Here is a 21,562-nt window from a genome sequence, read left to right on the forward strand (position 1 = left end):
TATTAATAAATTACAATAATATTTATACACTAAATAAATGAGTACTTATATTTTTACCGAGGAGAAATCATTTATTACAGAATTACTAAATTGATTAGGATACTTTTTTACAAAATAGATATGTTTTTTAGTTTGGTCATCCTGCCCTAACTTGCACCCTACTAACCAACAAAATGATTATGCGATCACCAGGAAGTTTTTACCTATTGTTTATATCCTTACTGACAATAATGCTGATTTCATGTAGTACTCCGAAGAGTCTTGAGTACCGGGATTTTAAAAACTTCTCTATCGAAAAAGTAGGCCTTGGCTCCTCTGCAATAAAGATGGACCTGGTGTATTACAACCCCAACAGATTCGGTTTACAACTCATGCGGACAGACCTTGACGTTTATGTGGATTCGACATATTTAGGGCATACTACCCAGGAATACCAAATAACCCTACCTCGCCAAAGGGAGTTTACAATACCTATTAAAATGGATATTGATATGAGAAATATTTTCAAAAATTTGCTGAATACGGCATTTAGTAAAGAAATAAATTTAAAAATATCCGGTTCTGTAAAAGTTGGAAAAATGAATGTTTTTAAAACTTTCCCGATAGATTATACCGGAAAGCAGCAGTTAAGTTTGTTCCAATAAAAAACCGCCGGAGAAATTCCGACGGTTGCAATCTTAAAATTTTGATTTCTATCCCCATGTAGAAGGAGCATTTCTCCACTCTAACAATGTGTTCAATTGTTCAGCCGAAACGATCCCTTTCTCTACGGCCAGATCAATTAAAGTAGCATAATTTGTCAACGATCTATACTCTACCCCGGCTGCCGCAAAAGCCTTATCCGCCACTTCAAATCCATAGGTAAAAATTGATACCATGCCTACTACTTCCACCCCGGCTTTACGTAATACTTCCACTACCTCTAAGCTACTTTTTCCGGTAGAGATCAGGTCTTCTATCACCACCACTTTTTGTCCTTTTTCATAAAAACCTTCGATCTGGTTCGATAAGCCATGCTCTTTGGGCTTAGGTCGAACATATATATAAGGCAGTTTTAGCTGATCAGACGCCATGGCTCCCCACGCTATACCAGCAGTGGCTACTCCGGCAAGCATCTCCGCATCCGGAAATTTTTCAAATATCACATTACACATCTCACTTTTTATAAACTCTCTGATATATGGGAATGATAATACCTTTCGGTTATCGCAATAAATAGGACTTTTCCATCCGCTTGCCCATGTAAAAGGTTGTTGTGGACTTAATTTTATTGCATTAATTTGTAGGAGTTTTTCAGCTACAGCTTTTTCGTTTGTCATGGCTGCAAAATTAAATAAAGCGGCAGGCTACAAGTCATAAGTGGAAAGTTTGTTCAAATTATTATACTTCTTGTAGCTTGCAGCATATAACCCTACGCTCATTTATTATGTATATCAAGATCTATTTTAACGATAAGCCCGTTTTCCTGTGCGACGAGATCAATGCTGAACTGAAGGAAATACTGCATCACCCCGATGCTGTTTTGGTTGATGAAATATCTAGCAATGCGATCAATGCATTATTACATGAAATAAAAAAAGATGAATTTCATGCAGGCGTATTGTTTCATGAAGACCTGCAGGCCCTAAAGAAATCGTTCTTCAAGCATTTTACATTGATAGAAGCAGCCGGGGGGATTGTACAGAATGCACGAAAAGAATTGTTGTTCATTTACCGGCTGGATAAATGGGATTTGCCGAAAGGGAAAATGGAGGCAGGTGAAAGTGCTGAAGAATGCGCTGTAAGAGAAGTAGAGGAAGAGACAGGCGTAAAAAACATTCATCTTAAAAATAAACTGGGAGAAACTTACCATACCTATAACGCCTATGGCAAACATTATCTTAAAATAACACATTGGTTCTTTATGACATGTCCCAACGGACAAATATTAGTTCCTCAGACTGAAGAAGATATTGTAGATATTAAATGGATAAACACCGTAAATATCGGAGAGCTAATGGAAAACACCTACCCATCGATACGAGATGTAGTCAGTATTTATTCAGCAATTGGTAAATAATAAATTAAAAAGCCTTTTTCAACACAGCTACCGTAAGCCTTGTAGCACAGATCAGTTTTTCTGCATCGTCGTATATCTTAACATCCCACACATGGGTATTGGTACCTAAATGTAAAGGGGTGGCTATACCTGTAACAAACCCTTGTCTGGCACTACGTATATGATTGGCATTGATCTCCAGTCCTACACAACTGAATTTATTGGCATCCACAACCAGGTGCGATGCTATACTTCCTACTGTTTCGGATAAAGTGCAGCTAGCTCCACCATGCAACAATCCGTAAGGCTGTTTGGTGCGATGATCCACCGGCATTTTCATCTTTAAAAAATCATCCCCAAGCGCTACCCATTCCATGCCCAGATGTTCGGCCATAGTACCTTCCAATACTACAGACAGATCTTCCAATTTGAGGTGTTTGTTGAACCAGATTGACATGCTATTTCTTTTTTATAGATTGATTAACTACGTCCGGCAAAAATTGCGATACATCGCCGCCATTCTTGTATACATCACGAACAAGTGTAGACGCAACTGAAGTAAACTGAGGCAAGCAGGTAAGAAAAACTGTTTCGATATTCCCCTCAATGCTCCGGTTCATATCAGCGATCGCTTTTTCGTATTCAAAATCATTTACATAACGGATACCTCTTAAAATAAACTTAGCGCCAACTTGTTTACAGCAACTCACTGTTAATCCATCATACAAAACAGCATCTACTTTAGGTTCATCTTTGTAAATATCTTTTACCCATTGCAAGCGTTGTTCTTCGCTGAACATGGGTACTTTATTTACATTACGGCCTATACCGATCACCAGTTTATCAAATAAAGGCAATGCCCTGTTGATAATATCTATATGCCCTAAGGTAACAGGATCGAAAGTTCCGGGAAATAAGCAAATTCTTGTCATAGTTGATAATTGATAAATAATAATTGATAATTTTTCAGAAGGATAGTTTATTTATCATTCTAAACAACTTAATAATTGATATGGGAATAATACAATAATTTACAGTATTATCAACTATCCATAAAACTTAGTTCTTGTTTCCTGCCAACAGATACAACACCGCCATCCTTACCGCAACGCCATTTTCTACCTGTTGTAAAATGATGGACTGATTGCTGTCTGCCACATCACTATCAATTTCTACCCCCCGATTGATTGGGCCCGGATGCATGATAACAATTTCTCTGCCTACCTCCTCCAACAATTTTTTACTTACGCCGTAGGCTAAATTATATTCTCTTAAGGAAGAAAACAATACCTGATTTTGGCGCTCCAGCTGAATACGCAATACATTGGCTACATCACACCATTGCAATGCTTTCTTTAAATTATATTCTACCCTCACATTCAATGCTTCGCTGATATATTTAGGGATAAGCGTGGGAGGACCGGCCACCATTACTTCGGCTCCCATCTTCTTTAATAAATAAATATTACTAAGTGCAACTCTTGAATGCATGATATCTCCAATCAACACCACCTTCTTTCCTTGCAGTGTTCCTAATTTTTCCTGTATGGAAAATGCATCGAGTAAAGCCTGCGTTGGATGTTCGTTGATACCATCTCCTGCATTTACAATAGCAGCCGGGATATGTTTGGCCAAAAAATGTGGAGCACCGCTGGCACTATGTCTCATTACTACCATATCTACTTTCATAGATAAAATATTATTCACTGTATCCAGTAAAGTTTCTCCTTTTGCTGCAGAAGATCCGGAAACGGTAAAATTAACGGTATCAGCACTCAAACGCTTTTCTGCCAACTCAAAAGAAATTCTTGTACGGGTACTGTTTTCATAAAACAGATTGACAATAGTAACCTCACGTAATGAAGGAACTTTTTTAACCGGACGTTGTAAAACTTCTTTAAATTGAGTGGCGGTTGATAAAATAAGAGAGATATCCTGAGGAGTAAGGTCTTTAATGCCTAGTAGATGTTTAGTAGATAGTTGCATTAAAAAGCGAAGTTATAGTAAATTATTCACTTAACAGAACAACATGTTTATTTCCTGCAGGATCTTTTATTAATTTTATTTTTTCTGATCTGTTTGTTTCAATAGTAACCCCTGTATAATCTGCCTGAATAGGAAATTGCCGGTGTTCTTTTCTATCTACCAAAACACACAATTCAATCTTTTCAGGCCTCCCCAGATCTATTAAAGCATCCAGTGCAGCCTTAATGGTTCTGCCTGTAAACAACACATCATCAATGAGTATCACCTTTTTATCTTCGATAGAAAAAGGAATATGCATAACATCAGGAGCTAATATTTCCTTCCTGATATCATCCCTGTAAAAAGTAATATCCAGTTGTCCGTAATGCAGTGGTAAACCAGGTTGCAGCTTTTTCAACGCAGCAACAATATCATCTGCCAACATTACTCCTCCTTGCTGTATGCCGATCAATACGACATCAGTAATATTGGGGTGGTTTTGCAATAATAATCCGGCTAATTTGTCTACCTGCGATTGTAATTCAGAATGTGATAATATTTTTTTCACTTAATAAAAATAACATGTGTTTGCCAAAGATAGTATTTTTGAGTTTCAAGATGCAGGGAGTTTGCAACTATTATGTAGCTGCAAAGTAAAAAATAAGCAATAAAACTATTACCAAATAGCAAATTTGTTAGAAAATCACATCCGATTAACAAAATATGTAAAATATTTTACAGATATTTATCCCTATTTTTATTTTTCCCGGTATTATATTTTGTAAATTTATAAGGATCGTCCAAATTAAATTCATGAAAAACAATTTCACTACACTTATTACAGTCTTATTTTTTTCACTTTGCTCGGTTCATGTAACTGCACAAAATGTTTTTTTTAAAGATATTCCTGAAGTTGCTTTCAGGGGTGATTCTTTACAAAAAAGAGTCATTAAACCATTTAAGTACAGAACCATTTCTTTAGATACTGTATCATTTAAACAATTTTTAAAAACTATTCCATCTGAAAATGCTTATTTAAACAATAAGATGAATTCAGTGATCATTCATATTCCTTTACCAAATGGAGAGGTATCAAGATTCCGTATTTGGGAAAGTTCGATCATGGAGCCGGCATTAGCAGCCCAATTTCCACAAATTAAAACATACGCCGGGCAGGGAATTGATGACCCTACTGCAACCATCAGATTGGATTGGACAGAATTCGGTTTTCATGCAATGATCCTCTCTCCTGTTACCACTTCTTTCTTTATAGATAATTACACTCAAGGGAATAAAACCAACTATATCTCTTACTTCAAAAAGGATTTTATAAAAACTGACAAGTTCATCGAATATAGTTTACCTGATAGTATCAGAAAGAAACATATACTTGCCCGGCCGCAACAAATTTTAGCCAAACAATGTATAGGCACTCAGTTACGTACCTATCGATTAGCAGTAGCCTGCACAGGCGAATATGCAAAGGCTGCAACCGGAAAGACTTCTCCTACTGTAGCAGAGGCATTATCGGCCATTACTACCACTGTTAACAGAGTGGTTGGCGTATATGAAAAAGAACTTTCAATAAGAATGATATTGGTTGCCAACGAATCAAGTATTGTGTATACGAATCCTTCAACAGATCCTTTTAATGGGAATAATAATGCGAATACATTAATTAATGAAAGCCAAACGGTAATTGACGCCAATATCGGCAATGCCAATTATGATGTGGGACATACATTCAGCACCGGTGGTGGCGGCGTGTCTTTATTAGGCGTGGTTTGTATTACCGGAGATAAAGCAAGTAGTATCACAGGTAGCCCGTCACCTGTTGGTGATCCTTATGACATTGATTATGTATCACACGAAGTAGGGCATGCATTTGGTGCCGACCATCCTTTTAACTCTACATTAGGTTCATGCGATGGTAATGGCAGCAACACAACCAATGCAGAACCTGGTAGTGGCAGTACTATTATGGCTTATGCAGGTATTTGTGACACCGATGATCTGCAGCCACATAGTGATCCGCAGTTTCATGCCGTTAGTTTGGATCAGATTGCCACTTACACAATCAATCAACAAGGAAATAACTGTGCAGTTAAAACCAATACCGGCAATACGCCACCTGTGGTAAGTGCCGGCGCCAGCTATACTATACCTAAATTAACCCCATTTGTATTAACAGGAAGCGCAACAGATGCTGATGGTGATGCATTGACATATAGCTGGGAGCAAACTGATGTTGGCGGAACATTTGGCGCTTGGAATGTTCAACCAACAGCACCTTCAACCGGCACTATCAATGTACCGCTTTTCCGTTCATTTGCACCTGTAACAACTCCTACAAGATATTTTCCAAAGCTATCGGATGTTATTAATAATACTACCACTATTGGAGAAGTAATGCCTGCTGTTGGACGTACACTTCATTTCAGACTAACGGCAAGGGATAACCGTGCCGGTGGAGGTGGTGTTTGTTTTGGTGAGATAACAACTACAGTTAGTTCAACAGCCGGACCATTTATTGTTACCTATCCCGATGTAACGGGAATTACCTGGGATGGCGGCAGTAGCAAAACAATCACCTGGAATACAGCCAGTACCAATCTATCACCTATAAGTTGTGCTAATGTAAGTATTCAATTATCTACCGATGGTGGACTTACTTACCCTACAGTAATTCTTGCCAGTACACCAAATGATGGCTCAGAAACAATCACGGTACCAAATATTGTTACATCTCAGGGACGTATCAGAATAGTGGCAGTAGGCAATATATTCTACGACATCTCTAATAATAATTTCAGTATTACAGTCCCAGTTCCTACATTTACTTTTAAAAATACTGATACAGCAAAACTATGTGGCACTGGCGATGCATCAGTAAAATTGGTCACTAATTCATTAGCAGGATATACAACACCGATCAATCTATCGGTAACGGATAACCCTTCCGGCACAACTGTAAGTTTTAGCACCAACCCGGTAACTCCTGGCGATAGTACGATTGTAACCTTGAATAATGCCGGATCATTAGCTCCTGGAATTTATAATATAACTGTAACCGGAGTATCAGGATCAATCACAAAAACACAGGTACTTACATTTGTGATCGGCATATCACCAACAACTTTAACCACTCCGGCAGATCTTTCAATAGGGCAACTGACCAATACTACATTTAATTGGGTTGCTTCCAACACCGCAGCCTCATATACATTGGAAGTATCTATCTCTAATACTTTTGCCAGTTTAGTACAATCAATAACAGGTATTACCACCAATAGTTATACGCTAACAACACCTTTAGCAGAAAACACTATCTATTACTGGAGAGTATATGTTGTAAATGCTTGCGGCACAAGTGCAGCATCACCTCAATTTTTATTTAAAACAGGAGTTGGAGGCTGTACTACTTTTATGAGTACGAATGTACCAAGAACTATTTCCAGCACAAGCACGCCTAATGTAGCTTCTTTATTAAACATACCAACCGCAAGTGGTGTAACAATTACTGACGTGAATGTAGTAAGTTTGGCGGGTACGCACACTTATATACCCGATCTTACCTTTATACTATCCAGAACATCACCTGCTACTTCTGTAACATTATTCGATCAGATATGTGGCAATAATGCTGTACAGAATTTCAACCTGAATCTGGATGATCAGTCGGCAAACAAAACATTCCCTTGTCCGCCGGTAGGTAATATTACCGTGGCACCTGCTAATCCGTTAGCTGCTTTCAACGGGCAAAATAGCGGCGGAAGATGGACACTTACTGTAAAAGATAATGCGGTAGGTGATGGTGGTTCGCTTACAAGCTGGGGATTACAAATTTGCTCTTTGACCTCAACTCCGTTGGATCTTACCTATACTTTTACCGGCAACGGAAATTGGGATATACCATCCAACTGGCTGAACAGTTCTGTACCTCCTGCCACGTTAATTACGGGCAGTACGATCATTATTGATCCGGTTGTTGACGGAGAATGTTACTTAAATATTCCTTATACCGTTGCGCCGGGATCAACCCTTACTGTTATGCCTGATAAGAAATTTGTTGTTCCTGATAATTTTTCTATTCAGCAGAATTAAAATATCTGACAATAAAAAAAAATCCGAAGCTAATTACTTCGGATTTTTTATTGTGCTCAAGCTATTTATTTTAAGGCGACCAACTTTTAAAGAAGGTTCCCTATACTTATTTTTCCTGCAAGAAAGGATAACGGTAATCTCTAACCGGAGTCAATACTTCTTTGACAGTACGGGCACTTAACCAACGGTATAAGTTTAAGATACTGCCCGCCTTATCATTGGTGCCACTTGCTCTTGCTCCACCAAATGGTTGCTGACCAACCACTGCTCCTGTAGGCTTATCGTTGATATAAAAATTACCGGCACTATTACGAAGTTTATTTGTAGCTGTTTCTACTGCATATCTATCCTGTGCAATGATAGCACCTGTTAATGCATAGGCCGATGTATTGTCAACGATCTTTAAAATATCATCAAACTTATTTTCATCATATACATATACTGTTAGTACCGGACCAAATATCTCCTCGCACATAGTTACGTAATACGGATCTGTGGTTTCAATTACCGTTGGTTCGATAAAGAAACCTTCTGTTTTATCGCACTTACCTCCCACTAAAATTTTTGACTTACTATCTCGTTTTCTGGCGCCTTTAATATAGCCTTCTATTTTATCAAAACTCTTTTCATCGATCACCGCATTTACAAAATTGGTAAAGTTCTCTACTGTACCTACAGTCATCGTTTTAACTTCTGCAACCAGTTTCTTTTTTATTTCTATTGCCAGATTAGAAGGAATATAAGCACGGGAAGCTGCACTACATTTTTGCCCCTGGTATTCAAACGCTCCTCTTGCCAATGCAGCAACAGCCACATCAGCATCAGCAGATTTATGTATCAACACAAAATCCTTTCCACCTGTTTCTCCTACAATACGTGGGTAAGATTTATAGGCACTCATATTTTGCCCAATCGTCTTCCACATATAATTAAACACTCCGGTACTACCGGTAAAGTGTACCCCGGCAAATTCAGGATGAGCAAAAACCACTTCTCCCAACACAGGCCCATCAACATGCACCATATTAATGACACCGTCTGGCAAGCCTGCTTCCTGTAGGATACGCATGAACAATTGTGCAGAATATATCTGCGTATGTGCCGGCTTCCACACTACCACATTGCCGCACATAGCAGCACTGGTAGGCAGATTACCTCCTATTGCTGTAAAATTAAATGGAGTAACTGCCAATACAAATCCCTCCAGTGGACGGTACTCCACCCTGTTTTGTACACCAGCAACACTCAACGGTTGCTGACGATATATCTCACTTAGATAATGAACATTGAATCGTAAAAAATCTATTAACTCACAGGCAGAATCTATCTCTGCCTGATAGGCATTTTTACTTTGACCGAGCATGGTAGCGGCCACCATTTGAAAGCGGTATTTTGTTGCCAACAGATCTGCTGCTTTTAAAAATATATTCGCTCTGTTCTCCCAGCTAAGATTAGCCCATTTATCTTTTGCTTTTAATGCTGCGGCAATCGCTTTCCTTACATGAGTTGCATCCCCCTCACTATAATGCCCCAGTACAAATTTTCTTTCATGCGGTGGATGCATGGATACTTTATTCTCCGTTCGCACTTCTGCATTACCAATATACATTGGCACATCCAGTTTAGTAGCTTTTAATTCTTTGATGGCTGCTTTAAGCGCTGCTTTTTCCTTGGTGCCGGGTGCATAACTCAGCACAGGCTCGTTAGCAGGCAAGGGGTAATAAAAATCTCCAAAATGCATAAGAGTAAATTTAGTCTATGAAGTTACTAAATCAATTTGATGATTTGGAGATTTGGAGATTTGGAGATTTGAAGATTACATTTGAAAATAGAACTGTTTTCTATTCCTAATTATCAAGTACTCACATTAGCTCCCCCATTATTAAATCACCAAATCTTCAAATTATCAAATTACTCCGTCTCTTTCTCACTCATCAAATAAGCCTTGATAAAACCATCCAGCTCGCCATCCATTACGGGGCCTACATTACCAACTTCATAATCGGTACGATGATCTTTGATCATTTTATACGGATGAAAAACATACGAACGTATCTGGCTTCCCCACTCGATCTTTTTCTTCTTGCTGTTATTAGCATCTTTCAATTCATTGCGCTTCTGCAATTCAATTTCATACAAACGGCTTTTCAACATTTGCATCGCTAACTCACGGTTACCCAACTGACTTCTATCCTGCTGACAAACCACCACAATACCTGTAGGAATATGCGTTAATTGCACTTTTGTTTCCACCTTATTTACATTCTGTCCGCCGGCTCCTCCGCTTCGTGAAGTTTCCATTTTTACATCTGCCGGATTTATCTCGATAGTGATCGTATCATCTACCAGCGGATATACATTTACCGATACAAATGAAGTATGTCTTCTTGCATTACTATCAAACGGAGAGATGCGTACCAGGCGATGCACACCTGTTTCGGATTTTAAAAACCCGTAAGCAAACGGACCTTCAAACTTATATGTACATGTTTTTATTCCGGCACCATCGCCCCACTGCCAATCCATTTCGGTTACTGTCCAGCCTTGCTTTTCGCCATACATGCGATACATACGTGCCAGCATTTCTGCCCAGTCCTGGCTCTCGGTGCCACCTGCTCCACTGTTGATCTGCATGATCGCCGTCAGCTCATCTTCAGGTTCATTGAGCGTACTTTTAAATTCTGCTTCTTCCACTTTTTCTACCGCAGCATCGTATGCTTTTTTAACTTCTTCTTCGGTAGCTTCTCCTTCTTTCCAAAACTCAAAGAGCACAGCAAAATCCTCCACTGCCGTATCTACAGCGTGGTACATTTCTACCCAATACTCATTAACTTTTGTTCCTTTTAAAATGGCGGTGGCCCGGGTATTATCATCCCAAAAGCCCGGCGACAAAGAGAGTTGTTTGTCGTTTTCTATCTTAGCCTCTCTGTTAGTGACGTCAAAGAAACCTCCCCAAAACCAGTACACGGTCTCTTATATCCTTTAATTGTTCTGTTGTCATAATGCCGCAAAGATAAGTAATTTGATAAATTGATGATTTGATAATGAGTCAATACGAAGAGCTGCTATCATTACCCAATCATCAAATTTGCAGATCGTTTAATTGATTTTTTTTTTAGTTCCGATAGCTATCGGGATACTCCTATTCAACTTCAGTGGCATCACACTCTTGTACGATATATCATTATTGAGCAACAGAATCGCTACAGAAAAAAATCATTGCATACCAGTATGCAACCTTTATTTGGATTTTTTCATCTATGGAAAAAATCCGCTAGCAATGAGATTTATCCAACACTACCTGTTCATGCTGATCTTATTTTTTTCGCAAACGGCTCTCTCTCAAAATTATGCACCCTGGCAACATCCCGTCATTAAAGCAGCAGATCAACACACTCCCGGATTCCTTGCACTTCATCACGCTACGGATGATGATCATTATATCCCACTTGCAATATTTGATACCCAAAAACAGCAACTATATTATGTCACCACTTTCGGAAAGATATTCGATTCCATTGCTGTTGGCCCCAAACTGGCAGAACAAATTGTCCTCAAAAATGTAGATGTATTTGATTATTTCTCCCGGCTGTTTACGATGGATTGCCTGGAGGAGATACATGCAATGAGGACACTTGTAACAATTCATGCCAACGACCTGAAAAAATACCTGCCCCAAAATTCTTTTATAAATTATACACCCCTGCTATCAGCTCCCGGTTCATCAGATAAACTATCCCTGCTTGATAATTATGAAAGATCGATCTGGCAGCAGTGCATCTTAATGAACACAATACTCTATCAACCGGTAAATATCTATGAAAAAAAAGATAGCCTGAAAAACTATGAGCAGTCCAAATTAAAACTGCAGCGGGAAAACAACGGTAATGCTGTTCAATATGTGGGATATATCAATAACAATTCAATACTCTCGAAAGCTGTTTTAAATATGACAACAGCCACTGTTTATATGTACGATAAAAAAAATATCGTTGCAGACAGCTTCAAAATAAAACCAGCAAGATTGCATGAAATAGATCCGGAAAAAGCTGACTTGTTTGCCATATACCGCAGCTGGCTGCAATGGCAATTAGCATACACCTGTACCTTTTTGCAAAAGCAGGCGGCTACCAATAAAAGAAAAACAGCAGCCGCAGATATGAGCAGCAAGCTGGTAAGGCCGGCACAGGAGCACATAAAATTGTTGCAGCAAAAAATATCTTATACCTTAATACCCGATATGACGATACCTTTACTGGATTTGATGGAAAAGGCAATGACCGATGTAAGAAAAAAATGGTCTAACAGCACCGGATGGCAGGATATTGGTATCGGCACTTCGGAGGTTTTTTATGTTACAAGAGGAAATAAACAATATAATTTAACCAACCAGGTGGGGAATGTAATGGCAACTGTATCAGATAAAAAGATATACAAAACCATTACCAACAGCAGTGGTAATGGATATAGCAACACGATAGGTTTGTTTGTGCCGGATGTGGTAACGGCCACTGATTACTATCCCGGCGGTATGCAGATGCCGGGGAGGATCTACCCGGTACCTGAATCGGAAAAATTACAGCCGGTAGCCAACTCCGGAACAGCAACAAGCTCTGCCGTGTTGTATCAACATACTTTTAACGACACTCCATCGGTTCATCCCTACTTAACAAAAGCTCCAACGCAAAACCCCAATATCACCAACAGTAAATGGACAAACAGTAAAGGTGTTTGGAGCAGCATCTATACTACAGCCACTAATAAAACAGCCTTATACATAAGTGGCCTGCCCGGCGATAGTACGCAACCAAGCACCATTACCTTAGAGTTTGATGTGGCAGCAGGTAAAATACTGAATGTAACCGGCTACAGCTTTATGAACTGCACCAGCCAGACAGGATACCCTTATTGGTTGATGGATATTAACGGCATAAATGCAGGGGGTGGCAATGTTAACATTAACTCCAATGGAACACTTGCAACTGCAGCTGGTAATGTTACACAAGCTGTAAATGGTTTACAGGGGCATATAACGGTGAAGATCACCCTGTATGGCACTTCACATAGAAGTACCGGTACATTTAGATTGGATAATTTTACGTTGAATGGGTACTTACAACTGTTGCCGGGGGCGGTTAGTAGTTCAAGTGCAACAGATAAAGCGAAATATCCTTATGGATTTAATGGAAAAAGAATGGATGATGAAATGTATGGTATAGGGAATATGTATGATTTTGGAGCAAGAATTTACGACCCACGACTAGGAAGGTTTTTTTCAGTTGATCCGTTAGAAAGGAAATACCCATCTTGGAGTCCATATGTTTATGCTCTCGATAATCCAGTTATGAATATAGATATAGATGGCAAAGAAGCTATACCTCCCGGTGATAGAAAAAGATTTTATAGTATTATGGGAGCAGCAGCATTACGCGTATTAGATAATGTAAATCGTCAGCTAAAACTGGACTAAAAATAAGTTAATTTTAGAGAGTATTTCCATTGTTCATCATTAAAATAGAATAACATGGAAAAGAAACAAAAACAGTCCACAGAAAACTTCATTAAAGACATCCGTCGCAGGACTAGGCGATTGTTCACCTCCGAACAAAAGATCCTTATAGTTATGGAAGCACTACGAGGTGAAAGCTCTACCGCAGAGATATGTCGTAAACATGGGATTAACCAGGCATTGTTTTACAAATGGAATAAAGAGTTCATGGAAGCAGGTAAGAAACGCCTTAATGGTGATACTACTCGTGAAGCTACTAGTGACGAAGTAACTGAACTACGTAAAGAGAATCAAAGGTTAAAAGAAATGGTAGCTGATCTGATGCTCCGCTATGACATTGTAAAAAAAAGCTTAACCATCTTGGAGTAAGCGAAAAATATCAACGTCGTATGAGATTATCAGTAGCAGAAAAGGAGGAAATCATTCAATTGGTTGAACGTTCAGAACTGGGAGTAAACAGAACTTTGGTACAGTTGGGGATCAACAAGAGTACGTTTTACAATTGGTACAAAGCTTATTTGGATAAGGGTGCTAATGGCCTTGAATCAAAACGTGCTACCCGGCAACGCTGGAATACGATACCACAGTCTGAAAAGAATCTTGTAGTGGAGATTGCGCTGGAATATGCCGAGTTATCACCCAGAGAATTATCCTGTAAACTCAGTGATGTAAAAGGAATATTCATATCAGAATCCAGCGTGTACCGGATTTTGAAGGCCAAAGGGTTAATCACCAGCCCTTCACATATTTTGTTAGCAGCAGGAAATGAATTTAGTCAAAAGACCTGCTTTGTTCATGAAATGTGGCAAACAGATTTTACTTACTTCAAGATATTGGGATGGGGATGGTATTATCTGAGTACAGTACTGGATGATTACAGCCGTTTTATTGTTCATTGGGAACTCTGTAAGACAATGAAAACAGAGGATGTACAACGAACAGTTAATAGAGCCCTGGAGGCTTCAGAGTTGCCAAATGAGTTCAGGCCAAAGTTATTATCGGACAATGGAGCTTGCTATATCGCATCAGAACTCAAAATCTTTTTACAAAACAAGAAAATGAAACTTTTACATGGCAGGCCCAATCATCCGCAAACACAAGGGAAAATTGAACGTTATCATCGGTCAATGAAAAACGTTGTTAAGTTGGATAATTACTACTGCCCTGAAGAACTGGAAGCATCATTAACGGCTTTTGTACACTACTATAATCATGAACGCTATCATGAGTCTCTTGGGAATGTCACACCGGCAGATGTTTATTACGGAAGGCAAGAAGAGATTTTTAAATACAGGCAAAGAATAAAAATGCTAACGCTTCAAAGAAGAAGGCAAAATTATTTAAGACAAAAAATAGCATCTTAATTTTAATCTGTACACTATAAAACTAAAAATAAAAAGTATCTTTAAATCACGAAACACTCTCTAAGAGAAAGTTCACTTTGATTTGACGACATACACTGACTTCCGGCAGCCTTCCGGTATCGTACCGGTGCCCTCACGGAATAAAAAGCTAAAAAATAACATTACATGCGTATAATCAATCAATTACATTTAAAAAAACATCCCATGCTCAATAGTATAGAACTCTATAAACGTATATAAGCACTACATTAAGAAGGAATAAGAAATGAGTATTCATAGCACCAGGTCAATCATCAGTACTTTATCACATCAATTCATACCAAAAAAGCAATTACCGAGCTTAAAAAGTTAATAATTTCATAACAAACACTCATTTTTTGCTAATTTTACAGAAAATAATCAATATTATAAATAAATTAAATATACAAAATTGAGGTTGGCCATCATGAAGAAATTTCTATGAAACATATTACCAGTAAGGCTTTTCTGATTTTTTGAAAGGACTTAGCGTAATAAAAACACATTAAAGATGATTTCCCCTCCCTCTAAAAGCCATTTACCTTTGTGTAACAAGATCGGGAAGTGAGATAATAAGTAGACGTTCTTTAAAAAATACACCCGATAGAAGAAAGTGCTTTTTAACTGCACATACAAACTGAGTCAGATCAGTTCAACAATACTTTTAAGAATTTTTCATATGGCAAGCAATCGTTAAAAGTTCTTCCGTTTCTACGGAAGAACTTATTTTTTTGCGAAGTACGGCCAAATACCTGTTCGATTATTATTTTCTGCAAGTTTTTTTTATACAAGCCTCCGGCTTTTATCTACTAGTATTATTTAGATTCTTTAACCAGCTTTCTTAACACCACCCATTGTTTTAATGCATCTCTTGCATCTATTGCAGGGTAACCCAATATTTTTTTACCATCTCCAAAATTATTGATCACTCCGGATGCACCGCCTACCTGTACGCCATTGCCTAAGATCACATGGTCGGAGATACAGGCACCACCTCCAACTATAACACCATCGCCTAAGGTAACGGAGCCGGCTAACCCACTACTTCCTGCCATGATACAAGAGCGCCCCATTTTACTGTTATGCCCTATTTGTACCAGGTTATCTATCTTACAACCATCACCAACAATGGTAGCACTGAATTTACCTCTATCAATACAACTGCTGGCTCCTATTTCTACTCCGTTTCCAATGATCACGTTTCCAATATGAGGGATCTTAATAAGCCCCCTGCCATCAGGACTTGGTCTGAAACCAAAACCATCTGCACCTATCGTAACATTGGGATGTATGATACAATGGCTTCCGATAACACATCTTTCCCTGATCACTGTTCCTGACCAAATGGTGGTGTTATTGCCAATTGTTGTATTATCAAGTATAGTTGTATTTGGATACAACACCACATCATTACCTAATTGCACGTTTTTACCTACATAGCACCCTGCACCAATCTTACAACCATTGCCTACTATTGCTGTAGGATGAATAACAGCTGTTGCATGGATCATTTCTTCAAATACCGGAGGCTCGGTAACAAAGAGTTCCAACAACTCCGCCATTGCTATATCCGCATCCTTTACTTTTATAAATGCTTTGTTTGCCCCGGGTTCCAGATCAATATCTTCATTAATGATAGCGGCACATGCCTTGGAGCTTTCCCACAATTTTATATACTTTTTATTGCCTATAAAAGAAATTTGCCGATCGTTTGCCAGTTCTAACTGTTCAGGACCAGTGATAGATTGTGTAGTATTACCGACAATGACGCCTTTTAGTTTCTCATTTATTTCATGGATACTGAATGTTAACATGTGTTTAAGGTTTAATTAGGCCTTCAATATAGCATTAAATTTTGGCATTGCCCAAGCGCTTAAAAGCACTTACCAATTTCTGTTCACCTCCGGCTTGGCAAATAGATGTTGTTTTACAATATTTTTGTACTATCTTAGCCATGATATCCTATCGAGTAAGACCCTTCTCGTGTGTTAACGAGCTTTCCATACAAAACAAGACTATTATGAGTTATAATTTTTACCGATTCGTCAGTATCGTCATGCTATGTATATTAGCTGCATTGGTTCTCTTTATTATGGGAAGCAGTTTGTACTTTTTACATTACCGATATAGCACCAACTGGATATTTCTGGGTATTGCTGCGGTTATGGCCGTTACAGCATTCCATTTCCTTATTTTAAAACCTCTCTTTCTTCGGATCAGTTTTGTTACACCACCTACACAACTGCTTAAAAAATTCATGAAATATGGCTCTTCGGGTTACCAGGATACTGTTGAATCCATCGAGATACGTGAGGATCTTACTAAAAGAATGCGACAACATGGGGCCAATAATTTTTCAAAAATGAATTTCAGTAACCTCAATTTATCGGGTATTGATTTCCGTGGTGTTCGATTCACTTATTGCCTCTTCATCGGTGCCAACCTTAGCAATGTAAGATTTGAGAAAGCATTTTTTGAAGGATGTATATTTGACAATGCCGACCTTACAAATGCAAACTTTGCCAATGCTACGATCAGCGGAGTGAGTCTGAATTTTGAAAATGCCATAATGATCAATACCTGCCTCGATAATATCCGGATATACCGCACTCTTCCTTACCAGGAAAGATTGGAAAAATTATGCCTGACAGAATTAGAAAATAATAATGTGACCGGATTCAAAGAATTACAGGAAAGATATATCTGCAGCAAAGGAGAAAATAAACGAACAAGTTCTATCAATGACTTTTTGATACTGCCCAGATAAGTGGATTTATTTATCAAGACATATTTACTATTTAAATAGAATTACAAATAAAAAACTCCGAAGGTATCTTCGGAGTTTTTTTATTTATTTAAGTTTATACAAATTCTCAGGTACGTTTATTCTCGTAAAATTGATACAAGAACAAAACCAGTATGTTCTGATTTTATATTTTTTACCCTGAATCCATAAGTAGATGAAGATGTTGCCTTACTTATCGTAACCAATGGTGTTGCATCCATCTCTTTATTACAGGACGTTTCAGTTCCATCCACTGTAGCACAAAGATCAATATCTTTAACACTATCATCACCTACAGCTACTAAATAATGCTTGGAGCCATCACGTAACGGCATACCATAAATGCTATTATCTGTTCCTTGTTCAAGTAAGTAACCATAAACACACCACGAATTTTCCTTGCTCTGAAATGCCACTCCTGTAGTAGAAACTTCATTAACGATAGATGCCAGGGCAAACATAGAGTTCTGAGCTTCTTTCATCCGGTCGGTATTTAACACCAATCCTCCCGATTCAAGAATTACCAGGCAGCAATATGCTTTGGTCTTTGCATAATTAGATAAGGTTAGTACATATCTGCCAGAATACGAAGGTGAGAAAGTAACCGATGGCAGATTATCTGTTTTAGTATCGCTTGCCAGGGTTACACCATCCTTGCTGATCTTGATATCTACATCGGTAGCGTCATCATCTCCTCCACCCATGATAACATAAGTCTTATCACTCTTCAGGTCAAGCGTAAAATTGCTTTTTCCTCCGGAAGCATCCAGGAATGTTCCTAAAAAGCTTAACCCCTTGGCAAAGCCAAAAGTGCTGCTGCTGGATTCATAGTTTTTGGCATAATTAATTGTTCGTACAAACGCTTGCTTCATGTACTTACCACTTGACCATTGCGCTTTTGATTGATTGGTAAAAAATGATGCAAGTATGAGTAATAAAAAACTTGCAGTGAATGTGAAAGAATTTCGGGTAACTGATCTGTTATTCATTCTTTGTACAGTTTTAAGGTTAAATAAGGTTATATGAATGAAGCTAAGGTAAAACTTCCAAACTTTATTAAATTGATTTAAAATGCCCGAATGGCCCTAACATAGGATGGCTTATTTACGGTACTTTCTACAGGACTACCTGTATTAAAATCCAGCAGCCATGCATTATTGAAATCAGTTTCTGAAGAAGACCAATATTCAGCTCTTGCAATATTTCCTACTCCTTTCAATTGTAAATTTTTATACAGCAATTTCAACTCATTCAATGACGGGAGGAACCAATCACTGTATCCATTTAGCGTAAGATCGCTGCAAAGGCGGGCCGCTATACCTGCATTATCTCCGGGATTTATACTTATGATCTTATCCGTATTCGTTACTCCTGTACCAACAGTTATTGCAGTAGCACCGGCAGGGTTTTCAAAAAAGCCCCATTTTGCCATAGTGCTTTGATCAACTGCAGCCGCAATTAATCCATGATCTCCCGAAGGATCCACATAAAATATAATACCTCCCCCATACTCTTCTCCAACGGTATGAAAGTTTACATCGAAATATTTCCAGGAAGTTCCATTATAAAACATTGGTCGTTTAGCAACTGTATTGTATACCACCGACCCCTCCGAAGGATTAACAAGCGCTCCTATTTGTTCAACGGTCATTTGTGGAAGTAAAACTCCATTATTAACAGGCATCGCATTTTTACCGGCTTTGCTGCTATCGGTTGGAGCTTTTACATGCTGGGAATAACCTACAATAGGCAAACTGATCAGAATGATCAACAGCAGTGCAATCGCTATTTTATTTAATGAACCGGCAACTATTAAATACTTTTTGGATGGAAGCAAATTCATAATAAAGGTTTTTAGTCAAAATAAATGTACCAATTTTTTATTTACAAGTCAAGAAAACTACCAGATTTTACAGTTGCAGAACAATACCATGGCCCCGTTACTTATCATTTCCCGAGCCTGATAAGAATTATGCTGGCCTGAATTGTTCACCCAATTTCACATAAATGATAACAGAACAGAAACAATAGAAAGAATAGTAAATGAAAGAATTCTTCATCCGCAAAAATTAACTTATTTTGTATAAAATTTAATCAGATGCTTACCGTAATTGTTCCCTTAGATTTTTCTGAACCATCCTTCAATTCTGCTCACTATGCCTATGAGATGTACAAAGACAGAAAAGATGTCACGATCATCTTATATCATTTTTATAAAGACGGTGAGGATATCATATCAGAACGTAATTACCTGGAAAGCCTGAAAAAAGAATTTTCAACTTCTGCCACCAAAATAGAAACCTTGTTGGAATCTGGTCATGATTTTATTGACAGCCTAAGTGCATTCGCTCATGGCAGAACTGCTTATATGATAATAATGACATTGTCAGAAAAATCTCAGTTAGTACATCGTTTCACCGGTTCAAACGCATTAAAGGTTGTAGAGAAAAATATTTGCCCTGTTTTAATTGTACCTGCAAAAGCCACATTCAATGGCGTGAATAATGTAGTACTCACTTCTGAAATGAAATTTATACAGGAAGGACCCACTATGATGTCTATAAAAAAAGTATTGGCAGACTTTAAACCCTTTTTGCACGTACTGAATGTAGACAGTAAACATTATATCTCCTTAACCGAAGAATTTAAAACAGCGAGGGATAATATGGAAGCGATACTGGCAGAATTTAATCCTGAATTCTATTTTATGCGGCTTTTCGATTTTACTGAAGCAGTCAATCTTTTTACAAAAGATAAAAAAATTGACATGATCATTATCGGACCAAAGATGCATAGCCTTTTTGAAAAAATATTCAAATCGCATTATTCATCCGATCTGATATATCAGAGTGAAGTACCTGTACTTGCTGTATTAGACTAAAGTATCGAAGTCATACAATGGCGAGTTCAACAACAACAATAAGAACATGCAGTAAAGGGCATCAGTATCATAAAAACAGCGACTGTCCTACTTGCCCGGTTTGTGAGAGAGACCGCAAACCTAAAAGTGGATTTTTATCTTTACTTGCGGCGCCTGCAAGACGTGCTTTGGAAAACAACCAAATCATTTCGCTGAAACAATTATCAACTTACACAGAAAAAGAAATCATATCACTGCATGGCATCGGGCCTGCTGCTTTACCAATTTTAAAAAAATCCTTACAATCAGAAGGTTTATCTTTCACTAAACAAAAAAAATAATATGCCGCACATCACTATCATATCATCCAGCGTAAGAACCGGAAGAAACAGCCACAGAGTGGCTTTATATTTTAAAAAATACCTGGAAGAAATCAATCAGGCTACAGCAGAAATACTGGACCTGAATGCGTATAACTTTCCTTTATTTGAAGAGAGGTTGCGGCTGCAAAAATCTCCTGCAGCCAATGTGCTGGAATTTGCAGGAAAAATAAAATCTGCTGATGGCGTTATCATTGTTACACCGGAATACAATGGCGGATATCCGGCAAGTTTAAAAAATGTGGTCGACCTGTTGTATGACGAATGGAATAAAAAACCGATTGCCATTTCTACTGTATCAGATGGTGTTTTTGGTGGTACCCAGGTGATCACCTCACTACAATTTTCTCTCTGGAAAATAAAAGCATGGACAGTTCCGGCGATGTTTCCTGTTCCAAAGGTCAGCGACAGTTTTGATGAGAATGGAGTTCCGAAAGACAAGGCTGCTACAGATAAAAGAGCAGCCGGTTTTATTGGAGAGTTACTATGGTGTATCGAGGCTAAGAAAAGAATGGCGTAATTATAAAAAAAGGAACCAC

General features: G+C 38.3%; 19 protein-coding genes. 9 read left to right on the plus strand and 10 right to left on the minus strand.

What is annotated here, in order from left to right; all coding sequences use genetic code 11:
* The first annotated feature begins 230 nt into the window (after positions 1–230).
* Entirely contained in the window at positions 231–644 is a 414-nt protein-coding gene (locus LK994_RS13185; protein ID WP_229760560.1) for an LEA type 2 family protein, read from the plus strand.
* Positions 645–692: 48 nt separating this feature from the next.
* Here the strand turns inward: LK994_RS13185 and pyrE are convergent, their stop codons facing one another.
* Complete coding sequence (pyrE, locus tag LK994_RS13190) at positions 693–1,319, minus strand: orotate phosphoribosyltransferase (RefSeq protein WP_229760561.1); 627 nt, start codon at positions 1,317–1,319, stop codon at positions 693–695.
* A 107-nt stretch (positions 1,320–1,426) separates the two neighbouring features.
* On the opposite strand from pyrE, the gene LK994_RS13195 reads away from it, so the two are divergent.
* Positions 1,427–2,059 carry an NUDIX hydrolase gene (locus tag LK994_RS13195; protein ID WP_229760562.1) on the plus strand — a complete coding sequence of 211 codons (633 nt, stop codon included), beginning with the start codon at positions 1,427–1,429 and terminating at the stop codon, positions 2,057–2,059.
* Positions 2,060–2,063: 4 nt separating this feature from the next.
* Here the strand turns inward: LK994_RS13195 and LK994_RS13200 are convergent, their stop codons facing one another.
* The 4 genes from LK994_RS13200 to pyrR all read right to left on the minus strand — a co-directional run bounded on the left by LK994_RS13200 (position 2,064) and on the right by pyrR (position 4,571).
* The gene (locus LK994_RS13200) at positions 2,064–2,495 is read right to left on the minus strand and encodes a hotdog fold thioesterase (RefSeq protein WP_229760563.1); all 432 of its coding nucleotides are present in this window, start codon (positions 2,493–2,495) and stop codon (positions 2,064–2,066) included.
* 1 nt (position 2,496) lies between these two features.
* The gene (gene coaD / locus LK994_RS13205) at positions 2,497–2,970 is read right to left on the minus strand and encodes a pantetheine-phosphate adenylyltransferase (RefSeq protein WP_229760564.1); all 474 of its coding nucleotides are present in this window, start codon (positions 2,968–2,970) and stop codon (positions 2,497–2,499) included.
* Positions 2,971–3,097: 127 nt separating this feature from the next.
* The gene (locus tag LK994_RS13210; RefSeq protein WP_229760565.1) at positions 3,098–4,024 is read right to left on the minus strand and encodes an aspartate carbamoyltransferase catalytic subunit; all 927 of its coding nucleotides are present in this window, start codon (positions 4,022–4,024) and stop codon (positions 3,098–3,100) included.
* Positions 4,025–4,046: 22 nt separating this feature from the next.
* Complete coding sequence (gene pyrR / locus LK994_RS13215; protein WP_229760566.1) at positions 4,047–4,571, minus strand: bifunctional pyr operon transcriptional regulator/uracil phosphoribosyltransferase PyrR; 525 nt, start codon at positions 4,569–4,571, stop codon at positions 4,047–4,049.
* Between the two features lie 245 nt (positions 4,572–4,816).
* On the opposite strand from pyrR, the gene LK994_RS13220 reads away from it, so the two are divergent.
* Positions 4,817–8,107, plus strand: coding sequence for a reprolysin-like metallopeptidase (locus LK994_RS13220; RefSeq protein ID WP_229760567.1), 3,291 nt, complete (start codon positions 4,817–4,819; stop codon positions 8,105–8,107).
* A gap of 106 nt (positions 8,108–8,213) precedes the next feature.
* Here LK994_RS13220 and pruA read toward each other — a convergent pair whose 3' ends face one another.
* Both pruA and prfB read right to left on the minus strand, forming a co-directional pair.
* Complete coding sequence (pruA, locus tag LK994_RS13225) at positions 8,214–9,848, minus strand: L-glutamate gamma-semialdehyde dehydrogenase (protein ID WP_229760568.1); 1,635 nt, start codon at positions 9,846–9,848, stop codon at positions 8,214–8,216.
* A 170-nt stretch (positions 9,849–10,018) separates the two neighbouring features.
* A protein-coding gene (gene prfB / locus LK994_RS13230) for a peptide chain release factor 2 (protein WP_394799432.1) occupies positions 10,019–11,108 on the minus strand; the annotation gives its coding sequence in 2 pieces (ribosomal slippage) (positions 10,019–11,059 and positions 11,061–11,108; 1,089 coding nt in all).
* A 279-nt stretch (positions 11,109–11,387) separates the two neighbouring features.
* Here prfB and LK994_RS13235 point away from each other — a divergent pair.
* On the plus strand, positions 11,388–13,577 hold the full coding sequence (locus LK994_RS13235; protein WP_229760570.1) for an RHS repeat-associated core domain-containing protein: 2,190 nt from the start codon (positions 11,388–11,390) through the stop codon (positions 13,575–13,577).
* A gap of 54 nt (positions 13,578–13,631) precedes the next feature.
* Positions 13,632–14,980, plus strand: a protein-coding gene (locus tag LK994_RS13240) for an IS3 family transposase (protein WP_229759599.1) whose coding sequence is annotated in 2 segments (ribosomal slippage) — positions 13,632–13,967 and positions 13,970–14,980 — 1,347 coding nt in all. Because the reading frame shifts where the segments join, the coding sequence is not laid out codon by codon here.
* Between the two features lie 833 nt (positions 14,981–15,813).
* On the opposite strand, the gene lpxD is transcribed toward LK994_RS13240, so the two are convergent.
* Entirely contained in the window at positions 15,814–16,812 is a 999-nt protein-coding gene (gene lpxD, locus LK994_RS13245) for a UDP-3-O-(3-hydroxymyristoyl)glucosamine N-acyltransferase (protein ID WP_229760571.1), read from the minus strand.
* A 206-nt stretch (positions 16,813–17,018) separates the two neighbouring features.
* On the opposite strand from lpxD, the gene LK994_RS13250 reads away from it, so the two are divergent.
* Positions 17,019–17,765 carry a pentapeptide repeat-containing protein gene (locus tag LK994_RS13250; RefSeq protein ID WP_229760572.1) on the plus strand — a complete coding sequence of 249 codons (747 nt, stop codon included), beginning with the start codon at positions 17,019–17,021 and terminating at the stop codon, positions 17,763–17,765.
* A 116-nt stretch (positions 17,766–17,881) separates the two neighbouring features.
* Here LK994_RS13250 and LK994_RS13255 read toward each other — a convergent pair whose 3' ends face one another.
* On the minus strand, positions 17,882–18,772 hold the full coding sequence (locus LK994_RS13255) for a hypothetical protein (RefSeq protein WP_229760573.1): 891 nt from the start codon (positions 18,770–18,772) through the stop codon (positions 17,882–17,884).
* Between the two features lie 77 nt (positions 18,773–18,849).
* Positions 18,850–19,626 (minus strand): Lcl domain-containing protein, encoded by a 777-nt coding sequence (locus LK994_RS13260; protein WP_229760574.1) that lies wholly within the window; start codon positions 19,624–19,626, stop codon positions 18,850–18,852.
* A gap of 255 nt (positions 19,627–19,881) precedes the next feature.
* Here LK994_RS13260 and LK994_RS13265 point away from each other — a divergent pair, with 255 nt between their 5' ends.
* Genes LK994_RS13265 through LK994_RS13275 form a run of 3 tightly spaced genes read left to right on the plus strand, consistent with a single transcriptional unit; the run spans position 19,882 to position 21,543 of the window.
* Positions 19,882–20,664 (plus strand): universal stress protein, encoded by a 783-nt coding sequence (locus LK994_RS13265; RefSeq protein WP_229760575.1) that lies wholly within the window; start codon positions 19,882–19,884, stop codon positions 20,662–20,664.
* Positions 20,665–20,681: 17 nt separating this feature from the next.
* Complete coding sequence (locus LK994_RS13270; protein ID WP_229760576.1) at positions 20,682–20,984, plus strand: RNA polymerase alpha subunit C-terminal domain-containing protein; 303 nt, start codon at positions 20,682–20,684, stop codon at positions 20,982–20,984.
* 1 nt (position 20,985) lies between these two features.
* Positions 20,986–21,543, plus strand: coding sequence for an NADPH-dependent FMN reductase (locus LK994_RS13275; RefSeq protein WP_229760577.1), 558 nt, complete (start codon positions 20,986–20,988; stop codon positions 21,541–21,543).
* Positions 21,544–21,562: the final 19 nt, after the last annotated feature.

The organism is Ferruginibacter lapsinanis (assembly GCF_020783315.1).
Lineage (GTDB): Bacteria > Bacteroidota > Bacteroidia > Chitinophagales > Chitinophagaceae > Ferruginibacter > Ferruginibacter lapsinanis.